At 47.3% G+C, this 18,928-nt stretch carries 13 protein-coding genes; 1 reads left to right on the forward strand and 12 read right to left on the reverse strand.

What is annotated here, in order from left to right; translation table 11 throughout:
* A partial coding sequence (locus F4Y64_06735; protein MXX97294.1) for a DUF4411 family protein occupies window positions 1-154 on the reverse strand: 154 nt, incomplete at its 3' end.
* Complete coding sequence (locus F4Y64_06740) at window positions 154-1,311, reverse strand: ImmA/IrrE family metallo-endopeptidase (protein ID MXX97295.1); 1,158 nt, start codon at window positions 1,309-1,311, stop codon at window positions 154-156. The genes F4Y64_06735 and F4Y64_06740, both read right to left, overlap by 1 nt.
* Window positions 1,312-1,540: 229 nt before the next feature.
* Between F4Y64_06740 and menC the strand changes: the two genes are divergently transcribed.
* Window positions 1,541-2,563: an o-succinylbenzoate synthase gene (gene menC / locus F4Y64_06745; protein ID MXX97296.1), complete on the forward strand. Its 1,023-nt coding sequence runs from the start codon at window positions 1,541-1,543 to the stop codon at window positions 2,561-2,563.
* A gap of 9 nt (window positions 2,564-2,572) precedes the next feature.
* Here menC and F4Y64_06750 read toward each other — a convergent pair whose 3' ends face one another.
* The 10 genes from F4Y64_06750 to F4Y64_06795 form a co-directional block, all read right to left on the reverse strand.
* Window positions 2,573-3,097 carry a class I SAM-dependent methyltransferase gene (locus tag F4Y64_06750; GenBank protein ID MXX97297.1) on the reverse strand — a complete coding sequence of 175 codons (525 nt, stop codon included), beginning with the start codon at window positions 3,095-3,097 and terminating at the stop codon, window positions 2,573-2,575.
* 51 nt (window positions 3,098-3,148) lie between these two features.
* Window positions 3,149-4,027: a 1,4-dihydroxy-2-naphthoate polyprenyltransferase gene (locus F4Y64_06755; protein ID MXX97298.1), complete on the reverse strand. Its 879-nt coding sequence runs from the start codon at window positions 4,025-4,027 to the stop codon at window positions 3,149-3,151.
* Window positions 4,024-4,908 carry a 1,4-dihydroxy-2-naphthoyl-CoA synthase gene (gene menB, locus F4Y64_06760; GenBank protein ID MXX97299.1) on the reverse strand — a complete coding sequence of 295 codons (885 nt, stop codon included), beginning with the start codon at window positions 4,906-4,908 and terminating at the stop codon, window positions 4,024-4,026. The genes F4Y64_06755 and menB overlap by 4 nt, the downstream gene beginning before the upstream one ends.
* Before the next feature lie 17 nt (window positions 4,909-4,925).
* A complete protein-coding gene (gene menD, locus F4Y64_06765) occupies window positions 4,926-6,638 on the reverse strand; it encodes a 2-succinyl-5-enolpyruvyl-6-hydroxy-3-cyclohexene-1-carboxylic-acid synthase (protein MXX97300.1) in 1,713 nt (570 codons plus the stop codon).
* A complete protein-coding gene (locus tag F4Y64_06770) occupies window positions 6,635-8,032 on the reverse strand; it encodes an isochorismate synthase (protein MXX97301.1) in 1,398 nt (465 codons plus the stop codon). Before F4Y64_06770 ends, menD begins: the two co-directional genes overlap by 4 nt.
* Entirely contained in the window at window positions 8,033-8,686 is a 654-nt protein-coding gene (locus tag F4Y64_06775; protein ID MXX97302.1) for a hypothetical protein, read from the reverse strand.
* Between the two features lie 62 nt (window positions 8,687-8,748).
* A complete protein-coding gene (locus tag F4Y64_06780; protein ID MXX97303.1) occupies window positions 8,749-9,768 on the reverse strand; it encodes a hypothetical protein in 1,020 nt (339 codons plus the stop codon).
* An 83-nt stretch (window positions 9,769-9,851) separates the two neighbouring features.
* A complete protein-coding gene (locus tag F4Y64_06785) occupies window positions 9,852-11,108 on the reverse strand; it encodes a glycosyltransferase family 4 protein (protein MXX97304.1) in 1,257 nt (418 codons plus the stop codon).
* 620 nt (window positions 11,109-11,728) lie between these two features.
* Entirely contained in the window at window positions 11,729-12,607 is an 879-nt protein-coding gene (locus F4Y64_06790) for a hypothetical protein (protein MXX97305.1), read from the reverse strand.
* Between the two features lie 131 nt (window positions 12,608-12,738).
* Window positions 12,739-18,705, reverse strand: coding sequence for a hypothetical protein (locus F4Y64_06795; GenBank protein ID MXX97306.1), 5,967 nt, complete (start codon window positions 18,703-18,705; stop codon window positions 12,739-12,741).
* Window positions 18,706-18,928 lie beyond the last annotated feature (223 nt).

An 18,928-nucleotide genomic window follows, 5' to 3' on the forward strand; every position in this document is an offset into this window, starting at 1 on the left:
ATTCTTGCCTGACACGGTTAATGCTAAATATCCTTTCCTCCTTATGACATCTAAGCAGATTATTCCAGAAGCCAGGACATATATCAAACGAGTAATACCGTCTGTGAGCAGTAATCAAAGCATCGGAGTCAATAAGGAAGAAGTTCCCTTGCATCAGTTGAGCTGGATACCTAATTCTTTGGCATAACCCCGGAAGGATCCTCCCCAAAGCCCCGTCAACTCATAGGCCCGTTTGAATCCAATTTTGCCTTCCATCGCCGCTCCGATCACACGAGTTGCGAAAAGTCTGCCGACGCGTACGTTTTGAGTCCTATAAAAATCGCCCCCAGAAGAAGATCTTTTACTTTTGATTGGTTGGCTGATGTAGTCCTCGTAAAACTCAAAATAGGTAGCCCTTTCAATTAGTTGTAAGTCTAGAGCTCTACGTGCAGCAACTATTGGGCTTACTTTGTATTCTCTTGCAAGTATCCTGTAGGGACTCTCCTGCCCTTTAACCTGGTTCCAGCGTTGAATCAATTCCTGCGATGGCAACAGAAATTCAGCCGCAGCACGATTGCACCATTCTTCTATTTCGGTTCCTGCAGGAATCATCTTCTCGAAACCAGAGAGTCCACTTTCTCCGAGCCAGATATGTGCCAGTTCGTGAGCTAGGGTGAACATCTGGGCAGCTTTCGAATCTTTACCGTTCACGAAAATCAGAGGGGCATACTGATCGGTAAGAGCAAAACCTCGGAATTCCTTCACATTCAAACTACGATGGTTGCTATTCCCAACGACACCGTTAATAACTGCCATCACTCCAAGTTTTTCAATATCCCGGCGAAGCCTAGCCACCGCGTCTTGCCATGTGCTAACTTTCCCTGCCCACCCACGATTCAGTCCCATCATATTTCTCATCTCCATCCCAATTGTGCCGGGGTCATCACCAAGACCGGCACTTCCAGCAAACGGCAATGGACTCGCTTGGCATTCGATCATATAATCGTGCATCCAGTCTTGCCGACGCTGCATCGCATAGATCGTATCAATGAGATTCGGGCTTGGTTTGGCCCTTTGCGTATTTCCAATCGTACGAAAGTCCGCAATAGGGAGACGTTCTTCTGGGGGCTCGTCGAGAAACAAATATCCCAGTGGAACATGCACCGCCTTGGCAAATTCCTCAAGCTGATTTAAAGTGGGAAAAATATCACGATCACTTTCCCATTCTGGTAATTTCTTGAACTTTTTCTTCTTCTCAAGATCTTCCAGTGTGACTCCGGCACGTTCGCGTGCCCAGCGCAGAAGCTCAGGTTTCACAGCAACACGTACCATTATAACTTCAGATTAGGAGTAGGCCAGAAAGGAGGATCTGAGCAAGCAGTTAACTCAATTGAAGAATACCCAAAGATTACCAGAAATCCAACATTCGAGATTGAAGGATGACTTGTAAGCAATTGGTCGTATTCAAGAAAATAAACTAATGTGTTATATATGTTTGAACTCTCCGTGATCCAATATGTTCCTATTGTAAGATAGGGAAACCTAAACCAACCGCTTTTGAATGTGCATTGTTGATTCAGTCAGTGTTTATTGGTATCAATTGCAGCTGATTCATCCTATCACATGGAAGAATCAGCTCTGTTCGTATCGGGATGGACTTCTGGTGTGTTTTCGGAGTGGGAATGATGAAGGTTGGGGAGATATTGCTCCACTGCCGGGATTCAGCCAGGAATCATTCTCAGAAGCACAATCCCAGGCAACGACCCTCGCAAAACTACTCGCGGACACCCCGATAGAGTCGCTTGATTTTGGAGACTCCAATCTCTCCCCTTCTGTGCGATTTGGATTTGAGCTTGCACAACTCAACCTGAATGCCGCAATAAAGAATCAATCAGAGACTAAACTGCCACCGGTTGCATGCTGCAGGCTCCTGAACCGACAGGGTCATAAAAATCCTGAGTCCATGACTACCCTCCATGGCTACCAAGCAGTAAAGATTAAGGTTGGAAGACAGGCATTGGACGAAGATCTTGAGTTCGTACACTCGGTTTGCTGTGAAAACCCCGATATCGATGTCCGTATTGATGCAAACCGGGCCTGGACCCTGCAGAGTGCCCAGGCATTTCTTGATGCCACACGTCACTTGGCATTTGATTATATCGAAGAACCCCTGAAGGACAAATCTCAACTTGCGGCGTTTGCCCGAGCCAGCCATGTCCCCTTGGCTCTAGATGAAACTCTCCGTGAACCTGAAGCAGAACGGTACTGTAAATTTGCCGACGTTTATGTTCTCAAGCCCACCCTTTCAGGGGGAATGACCGGAACTATTAAAAGAATCAAACAGGTGCAGGCCGAACACATCCGGTGGATAATCAGTTCTTCCTACGAATCCGGCATCGGGATGTTGGGACTGGTCGAATTAGCTGGGAACGTGCCCGGGGAAGTGCACGGCCTAGACACCTATAATTTATTTGAGCGTGATGTACTTATAGATCCGCTGCCATTGAACCGTCCAAAGCTTCAATTCGACAGACACCCGATAAAAAAAACTGATCTGGATTTGTCAATTCTGAGCGAATTATGACATCCAGTGTTAATCGGATCGAATCGCCTCAACCGCATAGTAACGAGGTATAAACCGGCGTAGAAGTGGGCGAATACCTACTAATTCACCGTAACTAGTCCATTTCTCAGTGCGAATGATTTTCCATCCTGCCTGCTCCAGGAGCCAATCAAACTGCCAGTCTTCAAATTCATGGAAATGCCGATCCCATGGATCAGATGGGTTACAATACGCGGATGCGAACCACAAACGAAGTGGTACCGTCGCAATAAGCTTGGGAGCCTGGATTGCACGCAGAACATTGTAGGGAGAAACCAAGTGTTCCAAAATCTCGAATGCGGTAACGAGATCTACATCCTCTCCCAAAGGAGTGGTAACCTGTTCCAGGTCTCCTTCGGTGTTCGTGACCTCGTATCCTGCAAGCTGCATCCGCCTACCGAGTTCATTTGGGGTGCCTAGGTCAAGAATTCGTGCTGGTGGAGGGGAGGTGGCATGCAAAAATTTCAGTGAGTTGCTAAATCGCCTCTCATGCGTTTTGTTTAACCGGTTTTCCATAACAAACAGCTTAGAGATTTATCCGCAGAAATTCTAACGATATAGGGCTTTCTACCAAAACAACGCAAAAATCACACTGTATCCAAGGAGCAAAAATGCCGTTTGTCCGAGGAGTGGATTCAGGTCGGTAGAATCGTGAATGGTTATCAGCTTATGCAGGATACTTATGGCCGGAATTAAAATTAGGACGGTGAGTCCTGCCCATACATGATCACCCGTAACACGAACAAATTCTAGTGGTAGCAGGGCTGCAATGACAACACAGCCAAGCCATAGGCCAATGCCGAATTTGCGCCCGAATCGAACCACTAATGTTTTCTTATTTGCTTTGCGATCCTCCACTATGTCACGAATATTATTCACGGTGAGGATTGCTACGGATAACAGGCCAGGTGCGAGGCCGATAATGATCACGCTTAATGTAATCTCCAGTGTTTGAACATAGTAGGTCCCCCCAACAGCCACAGGGCCAAAGAAAATCAAGACGAATAGGTCTCCCAGACCTTTGTAGCCATACGGCCATGGGCCGGCTGTATAAAGTATCCCGGCCAGGATTGACGCAAAGCCAATGATAGAAACTCCCCAACCGCCTCGATAGACCAGAATCATCCCTAGAGCTGTTGCGATGCAATAGACCAATACCGTGGCCACCAGGACATGTTGGGCAGCGATTAAGCCAGCCTGGGTGACGCGTGTGGGACCTTTTCGATTCGTCGTATCCACGCCGCTCATAAAATCAGCGTAGTCGTTGCAGAGGTTTGTCCCAATCGTGATCAGAAGTGCACAGACCACTGTAATCAGGGCAATACCAATATTGAAGATGCCGTCGTCCCATGCCATCGCAGATCCGACAAGAACAGGGGCGATGGCAACAGGCAGCGTCTTCGGACGAGATGCTAAAACCCAAGCACGGACCGGGCTGCCGTTCATGGCTTATATCCGTCCTTGTCAAAGTTAGGTGGACGTTTATTCAGGTATGCATTCTTCCCCTCCTGCCCTTCCTCGGTCATATAAAATAACATGGTTGCATGCCCCGCCAACTCTTGCAGGCCTGCCTGTCCATCACAATCGGCATTGAATCCAGCCTTCAACATGCGGATGGCAATATTCGAATTCATGAGAATTTCTCTACACCACTGTACCGTTGTACGCTCTAGGTCATCCAACTTCACCACTGTATTCACGAGTCCCATGTCCAAAGCTTCCGAAGCATTGTAGGGCCGGCATAGAAACCAAATCTCTCTGGCTTTTTTCTGACCTACGTGACGGGCAAGATAACTTGCCCCATAACCGCCATCAAACGAGCCAACCTTCGGGCCCGTCTGCATGAACTTGGCATTATCTGCGGCAATGGTGAGATCGCAGATAACATGTAGGACATGGCCTCCTCCCACGGCCCACCCTGCGACCATGGCGATCACAGGCTTTGGACAAGTTCGAATCTGCCTCTGCAGATCAAGAACGTTTAATCGCTGAATTCCTGAGCCCTCCTCTGTATATCCGTGATCTCCCCGAATGCGCTGATCCCCGCCAGAGCAAAACGCATCCGGCCCTTCTCCGGTCAAAATGATGACCCCAATGGATGAATCATCACGTGCCTTTGCGAAGGCATCCTGCATCTCTGCCACAGTCAGTGGACGAAAAGCATTCCGAACCTCTGGGCGATTGATAGTTACTTTCGCGATTCCTGCCGTTTCCGTATCTGGAATTCCCTTCTCATACAGAATATCCTTGTAGTCGCCGCAACCCTCCCATTCTATCGAGCCTTCGACGATAGGTCGGTATGTAAAGTGGTGTTGTTTTTTGGACATAGTCGTAATCAATGATTCTAAATCGAACTTCGAACTGCTTCGCTGACAAGGCGGTAGAGAGCGTTATGCAACTCTGCATTCTGAGCCCGATCCGTTTGCACTTCAATCAGATATGGGCCGGATGAAGATGCTGCAGATTGCCAGGTCTCTCGAAACTCCTCGCAGGAATCCACCGAGGAATATGGAATTTGAAACTGTGCAGCAGCCCATCGAAAATCCATGCCATGGGGGGTTCCTAAAACTTTTTCAAACTCTTCATGACCCAGAGCAACCGGAAGCATGTGAAAGATACCACCCCCATTATTGTTAACCACAACGACAATCACGTCACGCTCTCTTAGGAGGTTCAGTGAGTTCACATCATGCAGCATGGCCAAATCTCCCAACAGGACAGCCCCATAACCAAGCTTAGCTTCGGCAATCCCTGCGGCCGTGGCAAGAGTGCCATCAATACCACTGGCACCGCGATTCGCAAAAACCCGTGGAGCATCGTTACCCCGCCGGAAAAACGCTTGCAAGTCTCTAATTGGCATGCTACTGGCACCGAATACCCAATTCGTACTGTCCAGTAAATCGGAGAGTATCCATGCCAGAGATGGCTCGGAGAGATCCTTCTGCAGCACGTTCGAAAGTGTGTCCCAAACCGCTGCATCTGCACGCATCCAGACGTTTCGCCATGCCGTGTCAGATGAATTTCCAGATGGAATATTTAACAGGCCATCGCAAAAATCCGGGATCGTTGATTGGACACGATCTGTTACGGTGTGACATGGATCAATCCTACTGTCCGATGGCGAAATTGCCACGTACGTTTTTGAGGAAGAGTTGGCCAAAAAATTCTGTAGCTCTTTGGATACGAGTGGTGCTCCAAAGTGCAGGATTAGATCGGGTTGATGCCTCTGTATAGATGGTTTACTGCGTACGATCAGATCAAAAAAATTCACCGAGCTCTCAGTGGAAGGGACTGGAGCACAAATATCTGCCATTAGAGGCCATCCCAAATGATTGGCCAAATTACTGATAGCTTCTCCTTCCTCGAGGGTTCGCAATCTTCCTGACACCACCAAACCACGCTGAGCGTTGGAGATTTTCTGCAGTAATTCATCATCCAGAGTAACTGTAGATTTGGCTTCTGTTTGATAGAGTGTTCTGGGAACTCCTTCTGTTTCCCACGGGATTGCCGGGATCGAACGATCTTTGTCATTCGTTTCCAATAACGGCTCCCTAAACATACAATTCAGATGCACCGGACCACCGAGTGCCCGGTGTACTGCATAATCGATTGTGGTGCGGATAAATGACGCATCCTGTTCTGCGCCGGGAGCAGGCAAGTCTGCAAACCAATTGGGATAACTGCCAAAAATGTGAATCTGGTCAATCGTTTGATTTGCACCGGTGTCGCGGAGTTCTGGAGGACGATCCGCCGTGAGGCAAATCAATGGGACCTCATCCATAGCAGATTCTACTACAGCAGGAAGACCGTTTGCTACGGCTGTCCCAGAGGTCGTGATCCATACGCACGGTTTACGGGTTGCCCGGCCGTATCCTAATGCAAAAAATGCACTGCCCCGTTCGTCAAAGTGCACGGTCACTTGAGCAGATGGATGACTAGCCGCAGCCAAAGCAAGAGGAGCACTTCGAAACCCCGAGGCTATGACAAATTGGTCAATCCCACAACGCACCAACTCCCCGATGATCAGGCGTGCTCTTTCAGCATTGCTCTGACTCATGCGCGCTGGAGTTCTGACTGAACGGCAGAATCATATAACCCTAACACCTGTGCCAAATCACCAATCTTGTGTCCAATTTCGTGCCATTCATCTAGGGGAGTAGATCCACGAACAATGCCCGCTCCCGAATAAAGTCGGATCATTGACCCAGATATAAGCCCTGAGCGTATTGCTACAGCGAATTCCGCTTCATTGACCCCTAACCAACCCACTGGCCCTGCATACCATCCCCGATCAAAGGGCTCCTTCCGCCGAATTAGATCCAACGCCTGCTCGGATGGATATCCCCCCACCGCAGGCGACGGATGTAATGCTTCCAATACGTCTAAGCTTGTGTACTCCTGCTGCATAATCGCACGCAACCGGGAAACTAGGTGAATCTCTGAGGTCAGACGCATAATGGAAGGCAACGTGTCCATCGTTACATATGCTGCTAATGACGTAACCTCTTCCTGCAGACTGATTCGGACAAATTCATGCTCCCGCTGCTCTTTCGCACTACTGTACAACTCATCAATCATTCTTGCATCATCCACCTCAGATGCCCCACGAGGTCGAGTCCCCGCAACTGCTTCACTTTCAATAGATCGTCCTTCCCGTCTGAATAATCGTTCCGGTGAGGCGCCCAAAAATGCTTCCCCGAGAGCGGGTTCAAAAAGAAAATGAAAACAATTGGGGGAGATTTTTTTCAATGCCTGAATGATAGAGACTGGTGCCAGTGGACCTGAAAAATCTACGGAAGCCTCTCGTGCGAGCACTACTTTATCCAAAGAAGTATGGTTGAACGCATTGAGTGCACTGTCAACCATCAACCCCCAATCCTCAAAGTCCGGTCGAAAACGGTGACCCGTAGACTTTGAATTGGTTTCTGTTCCTTGGATGGAGCCATGCAAGCTATCCACCTGATCGAGAATCGATTCTATTTGCGGCTGATCATTTGGGATCACAAGATTGCACATGAGCATCGTACCCTTGGAGTTCTTGCGAACCTCAAATCTCGGCAGTACGAACCGCCATGATCCAAAAGAAGACCACTGCTCCTCGCCTGAGTGATGCAGGTCGAAGCGAATGCCTCCGTAATAACGTACCCCATGCTCACATTCTGATAGCATCGTCCCAAGCCCACTACGCAGCCCCTGTAGATCTGTGGCGGAGGATGAGTAGTGGCAATCTGCCTCGCCAAAAGCCGCTACTTCAATCCCATAATCCCTGCCCGACCAGTAGACACGCCCTCCTTCTGGACGATGGATTAACCACTCCAGTGGGGTTACGCCGTCCAATATTACCGAAACCCGAGCAATCCTCGTTTGCGATGAGTGGTATGATTTTTCAAGCAAACGCCTTACTCCAGCCCGTAATTCGTCGACCGAATTGGCATACACATGATTCAGCATCTACGGTTCCCCCCTCTGAGGCTTCCTCTTAAACATATTATCGATAACGTTCTGCTCAATTTCTTCAAAGCCAGCAAGATTGATCCCATTCCTTAGTGCGCTCCGAACCATAAAGGCCCGCAATATATGATCAGGTACGGGAAGTTTATACATTGTTTTCCAGCAGCGGACAACTATTGGACGCGTCAGATAAGTCAGAATACCCCAGCGAAGGCATATAAATCCTATCAGTCCCACAGCTAAAGACTCGTACTGACCAGACAGGGCAAGCACTGACATCACCCCGGCGTAGAGAACAGCTTGTAGGATTACGGCATCCAATACGCTCAATAAAGAGACCGTGGTGCGGTTCACCAAAGCTGGAGCCACGATTTGCCACACGAGAAAAAAAAGTGGTATGGCTACTACCAGCTGCCAGGGATGATAGTACAGGATGCCTGGAGCAAGCAGCCAGAGAGACAGCGTATGGGGGGAACGGATCCAGATATCTGAACGCGCTAAATGCAACCCAAGCGGCTCGCGCTCAAAAAGCTCGCCTGCATATTCATTCAGAAGGTCGACGGTCGTTCTGTACCAGATACCCGACTCAGTAAGAATCCCCTGCGGAGTGTTGTAGTACTCGACCCTACTTTTGGGCCAAAGTGACCAGGCCATGTCGCAGTCGTTAGGACTAAGGGTTAAACCATGCCCCCACTTTGTTGTTGCCCATCGTGGTATTACTGGGATCCGATATTAATAAAATATCGAAGCCGCTCTGGAGACACTGTGACTTGGCGCAACATAAACTCTTCTGGATATTCTACAGTAGGTTCCACACGCCCCGTCGTATCATCATAGATTTCGGAGTAAGAGATCACGGCTCGGATCAGTTGTGATTGCCGAGCCTCGAGGAATCTGGATAAGGGTATTTGATAGGTGATCGTCACGGACTCCGGATCAAGCTGAACCACGCTGTTTGCATTCGGGATTCCTTCAATCTCTACTCGTACCTGCTCTCTTTGCCCCTCTGTGAATTGTGGGGAAGATCGAATAACGGTCGTATTATTCGTCCTCAAGCTTACCAGGCCTGCGAGGGAATCCGCCAAGTCAATCTGGAAACGCACACTGTCGCCGGTCGCCACAATGGTGTCTGACTTTGTGGGCCATGTCAACAATTGATTCATCACCGACACCGGTCCTGAAACCCATACACTATCAGGGTCAAGTTGTGGTTTACCCACGAAAAAATGTGGTGGCTGGGGTACAAACCTTATACGTGATTCGATAGGAACCAGAAGTTCGCTTCTTGGCTCTTTCTCAAAGTCGATCCTTTCCGGTATAATACTTTCAATACTTACCTCTTCGGGAATTCGAAGCAGTAACTGTGTATCAACCACTCCCTGATCCGAATCAAATGTGATCGGACTATTCCAGTAACGGGCCCGAAAACGCTGTACGAGCAGGTTGAGCCCTGGACCATACAAGGTGGTGCGAATTGCCTCTGGCAATGGTTGCACTAATGCGGAATCCTCATCCATCCCGGAAACGCAAGGAGAGGAAATTTCCTCTGCCTGTGAAACACAGGTCATGTACTCCACTGACAGATAATAATTCTCCGAAAGGCTGAGCATCAGCCAGATCATGAGTGATGCCGCCAAACTGAAAATCATCGCGCGCCGCCGAGCTCCTGAGGACTTTTCTTGCTCACCCAATGTTGATTGACGGCCAAGAATCGTCCATCTAATACCGCGCCACATTCGTTCTAACTTGCTGAGCATAGGATCATCAAACCTCAATCAATTGCACTATGAGGAAATCTACGGAAGGATTTTTTAACAATTTATTGTCTGGAAGTTGATTTCCTCTCCATTTCACGATACATCCCAATCAATGTACGCGCCGAGTGTTCCCAGTTATATCGTTCTTTGACAGCCTGGTGTCCATTGATTCCCATTTCTTTGCGGCGTGATGGATTTCTGTATAACTCAATGATACTTGAGGCAAGGGCTTCATGATCTCCGTAGGGTACAACAATCCCACAATCAGTTTCTTCTACAACTTGCTGAGTATAGGTGCAATTTGTAGCGATTACAGGGCGTTTCAGATACATGTAGTGGAATAACTTATGTGCTGCTGCCTTGTCGGTCTGTTCACACTTAACCAACGGTATGAGGCATACGTCACTGGCCAAAATATAACTTTTGATTTCAGCCTGAGGTCTCCAGCCTTCAAAGAACACGTGATCCGCGATTCCCAATGATTCTGCCTGTGCTTCCAGTTCGGGTCGAATTCGCCCCTCCCCGACAATGACCAGACGTGCTTTGCACCGCCGAAGTACAAGCGACATGGAATCAAGTAGAAAATCCAGCCCTCGGTGGAGATTGATAGTACCTGCATAAACCAGGGTTAATTCGGATGCCTGCGCCTTGATTATATCCTCGTCAAGAGGGTAATTATCAAACGCTTCCGTATTGATTGTATTAGGTAAGGCGACCACCTTGCCGTCCGAACATCCAAGTGAGATATACCGATCTCGCATTTGCTCGGTGATCACAATCACCTTCTCAGCTCTGTTCGCCCATTTTTTCTCCAGAACTTTCCACCTCCGAATGCTGATGAACAATTTTCCCGGAAACCTGGTGCTCCAGGCATATATCCCGAGAACAGAAATCCAGACTTCGTGTAAATCGGCAACTACTGGGGTCCCTGCACGCCTGCCCGCTTTCAATGCTCCCCCACACATATACAGGTCGTGTGCATGGATAACATCAAAACTGTATTGCCTCTGGAGTCGCCGAACTTGCCATGCGATATACCAAGACAGAATTGGAATTGTACCTGCAAGTCCCCGCATCCAGTTGCGGAATTTTTTAGGCACATGCCGACGTACAATTGTAAACCCCTGATATTTCTCTGTTAGTTGTCGGGTATCAGGAGCAAGGACTAGTAATATGACTTCGAATCCCGCCTTCGCCAAAGAACTTGCTTCATTCTCTACACGGGTATCTGGTGGGAACGGTTGATCCAGAATCATCAGGATCCGATACGGCTTTCTTGATTCAGCCTCATAGTGTTCTAGTGCCACTGTCATGTGCACCGGCTTATGCTTTTTTAAGGGAGTGTCAAATAAAACGATATAATGGCCGGAATTGTGATCAAGAAACAACTCGGTACAAATTCGAGATGTGAGGTTCCACGAAAATTTTTGAAATCTGTTTTATCCTCCGTTGTACCTCGAACATTTTCTCTGATTCAAAAATAGAAACAACACATCTGAGCATCTCACCGACCTAGGCTGCAGATGCCGGGGGATAAAGAAGACCTAAAAGGACTATCAGACCGGTCAAAGGATCAATTAAAACGACATCCAAATCATTCATTCCAGAATTTAGTTTAGTGCTCAACTACATCTCCTCATGAGAAAAACCAGTCTTTGTTTTTTGATCTACGTCTATGCAATTAACTATGTAAGGTATGTATGACAAATAGTACAATCAACTTATCACAGCTCTGTAAATTAATCCACTCGAAAGACTTACTGTTGTTGGAGAATTGAGATTAGATGATCAAATAATTTGCCACATAGTCCTGAACGACTGAATGGTTCAATAGCTAATAGATTCAAATTTTTAGGATAAAGCTCCACCACAAGGTCAATCTGAGCATGCACAGCAGCACGTATGGATCGAAAAGTATGAGAGCAACTCCCTCTCGTCCTTAATCCCAGCCCCTCTCGTATTGACTTACAGCTTCTTCAGCCCGATAAATCAGATTGATCTCGGACGCAGATTCAGCTAGGTCATCAGTTCCGCGTATGCATTTCTTCGCCTCATGCAGAAATAGTCGATTTAGTTCCTGGATAAGAGACCTGAAATTAGGTTTATCCGATTCCTTAAGATTTTCCCATTTCTGGCCCGTCAATGCCCAAGCAGCAGAAATCGTTTCGATCATGAGCTCATCTTCCTTCCAATAGATCGGCTCGTGCGATTGCATTCCAGACCTCACCAAATTTACCAACCTACAATAAGCGAACGTATGGATACAATACAGAGCGTAAACGTTGTCGCTTACAAAAGGACGAATCTCGTTCAGAAAGCCAGGGAACGTTCCCACCATAACAGACAAATCACTGGCCGGGTATGTACACGTACTCTTGTCCTGTCTTGGAAAAAAAACCTCCTCTAATTTGCCTTCCGAAGCGAATTCTATTAAGGCCTCCCTCACTCGCTTCTTGGAACTAGTCGGATCTTTGATTGCCTCAATTAACTCGTCTTTTGTCAGAATCGACACTATAGCAGCTTGCGAGGCAAATGTCCGCTGTAAATGCAGAATATCCTTCCAGAGCAATTCTACTGATTCAATGGTCTTATCTCGAGAACTGTCGCCAATTCTACTGGCGATATCCATTGAGTTGGTTAGCGAGGTCGTGTGCGCTTTAAGTATGGAGTCAAGCTTTACGAGCTCACGTTTGTGTGTATACTCAATGCGCTTGCCAATTATGTCTATTGCACCCGGAATCAATTTCTTGATAACGGCCCACAATACCACGGCCACTGTTGCCCCTGCGCCAATTATGGATCCTATGATTCCTAACATGCTGCTCTACGGCCTCTTGATTCCACAAGCCCACGAAAAGATACGGTATGGTGGAGTAAGTCACAATGATCCAAGTACTGCGAATTACGCATAGCAGTACCTGAGAACTCGAAACTACGATTAAGGCATCTCTAAGTTGGTAGGGATTTTATTAATTGCTGAGCAATTAACTGTACGCGAAGAGGAGCAGCTAATCCAAAGCGATTGATGACTTCCTCCTCGTTTGGAAGAATTTTGTCCGAACCTACACTTGCCAACTCTTCCACGAGACTTTGAATTGTATTACTCCACCAAGTCGGGCGTTCATTGTTATTTGGAAGTTGGCGAACCACCTTCAATATTGCCGTCAAGGTGAGTGCAATACCAATATCATCACCATTAAGACCAAATGCAAACGGATCAAATGCATCAATAATGGGAACATCTGCTGTATCCAAGTCAAGTTCCTGAACCGCTTTAGTAGCTGATTCGGCTGCATTTGATAATCCTCCCATTAGACCAATCAAAGCAATCTGGAGCTTGGTTGCCATAAGCCATACGTGCTCTAACCATATTGCCCGAGGATCTTCTACCTGATCGAACGCTTCCCGATGTTTATGTCCACTGCAGATGAACGAAGCAAGTAATAATGCCGCTGACGCGAGTTGACGGCGATCAATCATCCGTTGTTCAATTTCAGAAGGCTGGTTGACATTTGGGGCGAGTGCGATTGTTATATAATTGGTGGCCCAGTCTAAAACCTTAACAGCATGCCCATTGATATTCAACTCAAGGTCTTGGTTTACCGTCGAAAGACTCAAGAGGACTGCGCGGAGTGCCCAGGCAGCAACAAATGGATCATTTGCATTTTCAGCAGCACGTACTTTGTCTTCCAGCCATTCTGTCAATTCTGATGCAGTCGTATTTTGCGTGTCCTGATCGTCGCCCGCATTAATTAGACGCTCAATGTGTTCCAGTACGAGATTCCCGTCATCAAATAGCTCTGTCAGCAGGGCACGTCCAATAAAATGCTCTATGGGCACCAATAAAGATCCGATCTGCCATACTTTGGGCTTTATCTGATGATTGGCCAAAGCTTGAGCGGCCTCTTCTCCAATCCAACCTATGAACTGAGAAAAAGCATCTGCATCATACTGGTTAAAGCGCCGCACAGCATGGACAAGATTACGCTGGAGATCAAAGTACCCGCTTTGCAGCAATTCGATCGCGACGATGTCACGGGCCTCTCTTGTTTTTTCTGGATTGCCACTGAGCAAGGCATCTTTTTGCAATAAGATCAGGTAAGCAAGAGCGGGGTCAACGGAAGATAGATGGAAGATGAGGAAATGAATTACTACCTCTTGAAGTTCGGGCGGACCATTCCATATTAGCGAGAAAAGCGAACAGCGAACTTTTATACGGAGTTCTTCTTCTGCCGGAAAGCCTGCATCTATCCAGCTTACCGGAACTTGATGTGAGTAACTGAAGACCACATCGGTGGCATGAATTAATCTTTGGAAATCCGAATCACCAGATACTGCACGCCATACAACCTCGGCTGCAGCACTCTCTTTTTGTTCTTCGGGAATCTCCAGTAGGGTACCCTCCCTATCGGATGTAGCGTAGATTTGCGTATTAATTCGTCCATCCCGATCAAGTTGGGCCAAGAAACCAATCGTCCTACGCATAAGAGGATCGAGTGCGTTGATGAGTTCCGTATCGGTAAGTGGAGTGAGTCCGGGAACTACATAGGCAGCTATAGCTTGTGATAACCTTTCCATTTCATTGCATTCCCGCAGAATCTTCAGGACAGGATTCAATGAATCAAGCACATTATCTTCAAGTACCCGAACAATAGTTTCGAGTTTATCATCCCGTTGAGCCACTGCTTTTCCAAACCAGCGGAGTGCATCATAGCGAAGTTCAATTTTACTATGATCTTGAATTGTCTGAAGTCCAATGATCACCCCTCTCCAAAAAGAGAAGCGGGTAAGATCAAATCGAGATTCCGTAGGCTTGGGAGTTACCTCTTCAAAAACCGACTCAACAGCTTCCAAAAATGCATTAGCAAGCGCAGAGCGCTCATCATCACCGAGTTCATCTGTTTCCCAGATACTAACAATAAATTGCCCTGCCACATCATTTGATACGAGACGAATGAATCCGTCCCTATTTCCATAAAGGTCGTTGAAGGTCTCCGTGAAATACTCTGGAATTTCTGTAATTGCATGGACGAGCTCCTGAAAAGGAGGTGTGAGTTGGGGCGAAATCGGCACTGGATACTGACGGAGAGTATGTGTAAGGATTAATGGGGGTACTATGCGATATCCTTGCGAGAATAGTTTGGCAGCAGCATCCTGTGCCACAGTTGAAGGCAGGTGTCCAACCGAAGAAACTTGATTAAGAAGTTCTAGGGTTGATATCGGGGGTATCGCCGCACCCCAATCAACAAAGGGATCGCGAATTTCATTAACGCCGGTTCCCATATTCTTGGGGCCTCCAAAACTGAGTAACAATGAATAGAAACGGTCGTCCGCCCAGAGCTGAAGTCCCTGAGATTGCGCCGTGCGCAGCGATTTGATAGCACCCAACCATAACTTCTCAATGGGCAGAGCTTCTTCGCTAGGCTTGTCGGTTGCATCCTCCGGTGTTTCAGTGTTGACACCCGCTTCAATCTTGACGAGAATACCCTCATCAAGTGCCGCTTGCAGCACCCGTCTCGTATCCTTTAGCCGTTCGCAGGCTAATTCCATGGCTTCCTGGCGCTCAGCCTGTTCAGAAATTTGAATCCATGCCCATGGTCCTACTTTGACACGATTTCCCAACACATTGGCCAATCCAGAGTCTACCCAAGCCAGAATTGAGTACTCATCAAATACGATCGCCTCGGGAATTGGTCGGGGCGTCTCCGTATTCCATCCTTTAAAAGCATTAGAATGCTTTTTCGACACATCCATTGCTTCATCTGTCGTAACTTCTCCAGCTTCGTTGAGCGAGGCTAAAAGGACTGCCGACGAGATCCTTAAACGATTTGCCTCTTCTGGCCAGCCATCAGAATTGCCTAAATCTGTGACGTAGAGTGCGTCGTACAAAACCGCAACCCCGAGATCTACACGACACGGTCCAAGGCTTGGATTATCTGGTGCCTCCGCTTCAATTTCCCTAGAGTAAGGGACTATAGAATCCGGTCTCTGACGAAAAAAATGAACTGCCTTGATTTGAGGGATGGCATTACTAGTGAGTAATTCTTCGTTGATTCGAGTTATATCCCTACCCAACTCTTCCGATATCCCCGAATGAACGTAACTTTCTCCCAAGGCGATCAAAATTTGGTTTGCCGTTTTCGGGCCTAAAACGCCGAGTGTTAGGATTGCTGTTTGATCAAGAAATAGCTTCGTGTCTCCATCATTGCGCTGTTGATCATATCTTGAGTGTGCATACCGGGAGTTTGTAAGTATAAAGTAGTCTCTAAAAGATTTCTGACCCTTGGAACCTCGCTTCTGAAATTGTTGTGTCCAATAAGTCCAGATTTCCCAGGATGATCGTCCAGAATGGTGAAAAAAATCAGTATATGAGAGCGCATGTGCACGAAGAAGCTTTCCCAGAAATTCGGATCTTTCCCTATCCTCTTGGACCATATTGGCCAAGAATTCAAGACCTCCTTTTATCCAGACACCGCGATTCTCACCTGCTTCGAGCATGGCTTGAGAAAAGTCATCCTCTGTCACTACGACTTTTACAGGCATCTCTGCTATCATTGCATCGAAGTAACGTTCCGCTTCTTGTTCCCTTCCAGCGGCTCGTGCTGTATGCCAAGCCTTTTGAGCAATGTTGGGATCTGGTTGCAGATTATATGCCTGAGCCAACAAATCAAACGCTATTGATGCGTGTTCCTGTGAACCTGGTGCCTGATCGTGGATTGACTGTGCGTATATAAGCAAGATGTCAGGATCTTGGGAGCCAGAATTAATGTGCGGTTCAAGTAGAATTGCAGCTTTTTCCGGTCGATTTTCGATTAAGAGAAAACGACCCGCATTGACGACAAAATGAATAGACTCGGGATATAAATTACTGGCAGAAATAAAGCAATCAATAGCCTCAGTCGTTCGACCAAGCCCGATAAGTGCCCACGCTTCAAATTCGGCGGCCTTCTCGGCATAGATTGGATCAAGATCTTGACTAATTGTTAGGAGTTCCTCGTAACGCCGGGCAACGTACAAGGCCTGAGCGTAAAGGAACCTCGATGATCTAGATGGCAGAATTTCCACCAGACGAGTAGTCCAGTAAACAGCCTCTTCAGCATAATTCAAGTCGGTTTCGTCCGGTGGAGCGCTTTCTGGAGAGGTAGATTTAACAGCAGATAGAGTAAACTGGGCAAGATGCTCAACCACATCTACATCCAACGGAAATGCATCAACTTCGTTGACTATATCAAGGGGTGTTTCATGGGTAGGAAGATTCTCAGCACGAACGAGCCAATTTTCTGCGGGTCTTAAAGGTATGGCATCAATCAGTCGCCGTGCCTCCTCAGTTCGATTCGTTCGGCGTAAATGTTGTGCGAGGAGACGAAGTGCATACTTCCTTTTCTCTTTCTCTACGCTTGCAAAGAGTGCTTCATAGAGCTCAGCCTCAATGTTTTCTGGTAACGCCGAGTCTTGATAAAACTCTGCTTTCAGGATTGTAGCCATATTGGCATCAAAATGGCCTTCACTCTGAAGAAGATGTATTTTGTTTAGTGGTGAACTTGCACCATATAGCGGGAAAACAGATGAACGAATTTCTTCGTCTAACATATCAACCCCGCTCATAAATCGCTCATTGAGTTCACGATCTCTGAGAAGCTCAGCAACCATACGAAGACAGCCGAGAGCTTGTGCTCGGAAGAAGGAGTCATTCTCGGCTGTCTCTAATGCCACATCTATGCGATCAATCAAATTGTTGGCGAGAAGACCACGATCGTAATCAAGGGGAGTGTATTCTGTAATTACTCGTTTGAATAGGTCAAGTGTTAGCTGAGCACGTTTAAGATTAACGATCGCATGAGTGATGTCACCGTCAGTTTGCAGTAAGAGGTCAGCCGTAAGTTCCACTGCTCCGGCATCTTTGGCATCTATGATATAAAGACGAGCCTCGACACGATGGAGGATCTGGTCTGCACTCTGGACATCAGCAAGTAGTTCATCTATCTTGTACCAATCTTTTTTGAGATAGGCAAGACAAGGAGCCGCGGTCTTTCGGTACACTTCGCTTTCCTTGTCCATCTCCTTCATAAAGTGTTGGAGTTCGTCTTTGAGTCCAACATTAAAGAGTGTTATCACGGCCTGCTCATGCCATTCGGGAGCAATTGCCCCCAACTTATGAGCACGCCACCAATATTCACGTCCAGATTCAATATCACCCTGCCAACAAGCTGCCGACGCAGCCGCAAACAATAGCCGCTGACGATATGTGCGCAGTTCCACTACAGAATGATATTTTGAACCGTTGTCTTTTCCTATAGCAGCATCAATGGCATTAATGTATCTTTGGGCGTAGGCAAGTGCATCCTTGGCTTCCCCCTCCTTCATGAGTTTTGATAACCCATCAAGACTTGGTTCGATGATCGCGGCTAGTATTGGGGATGGAAGGTTTTTCTTGTTAAGAACAGTTTCAAGTCCAGGGTCATCTTGGCCTACCTTTACATCAGTACGTTGCTGAAGCAATCCCTCTATTCGATTGATTCCCTTGAGAATTTCAGAGCGGTCTTTTGCAGCTTTTTGAAGTGACAGGTCCCGGTCTAGGGCGCGTAACCTGGTCTGATCAATGGCATCATAAAATTTTTCAATAAATAAATCTGCGGCCCCTACGGGCACCTCGGGAGATTCATCAAATCCTTCAAGAACAAGGTCATCAGTGGTGAGACGCTCTCCCCGGGCAAATGTCGACAGCAGGAGTTTTTCGTGGTTGATTTCCCGATCAATGAAGGTCGAGCCAGACATACCGTAATCGTCACCGAAGTGCTTGTGGAATTCCAGCTGGGCATAACCAATAGCTTTAGCAATCTCTTTTATAGCCTTCTTCTCAGTCTCATCCGGGGGTCTGTTTAGAAGTTTCTCGGCTATCGTGATTAAAATCGGCAATATTATCTCCATTACAGACTTTAACGAGCCAAATCAGCAGTCGGGTGAACACAAGCTCCACAGAGACTGAGATAGTTCAGGTAGCAAATGTAGGGCATCATTACCGTATTTGTATTTCCGTGCCCCCCCCCCGCGTCTACGGGACATACTCACCAGCCCAATCGGTGTTCTGTATCGTATCTGGAGTTTGGAGCCGGATGACTCGTAGTAAGGTCAATAGCAT

Source organism: Rhodothermaceae bacterium (assembly GCA_009838195.1).
GTDB lineage: Bacteria > Bacteroidota > Rhodothermia > Rhodothermales > Bin80 > Bin80.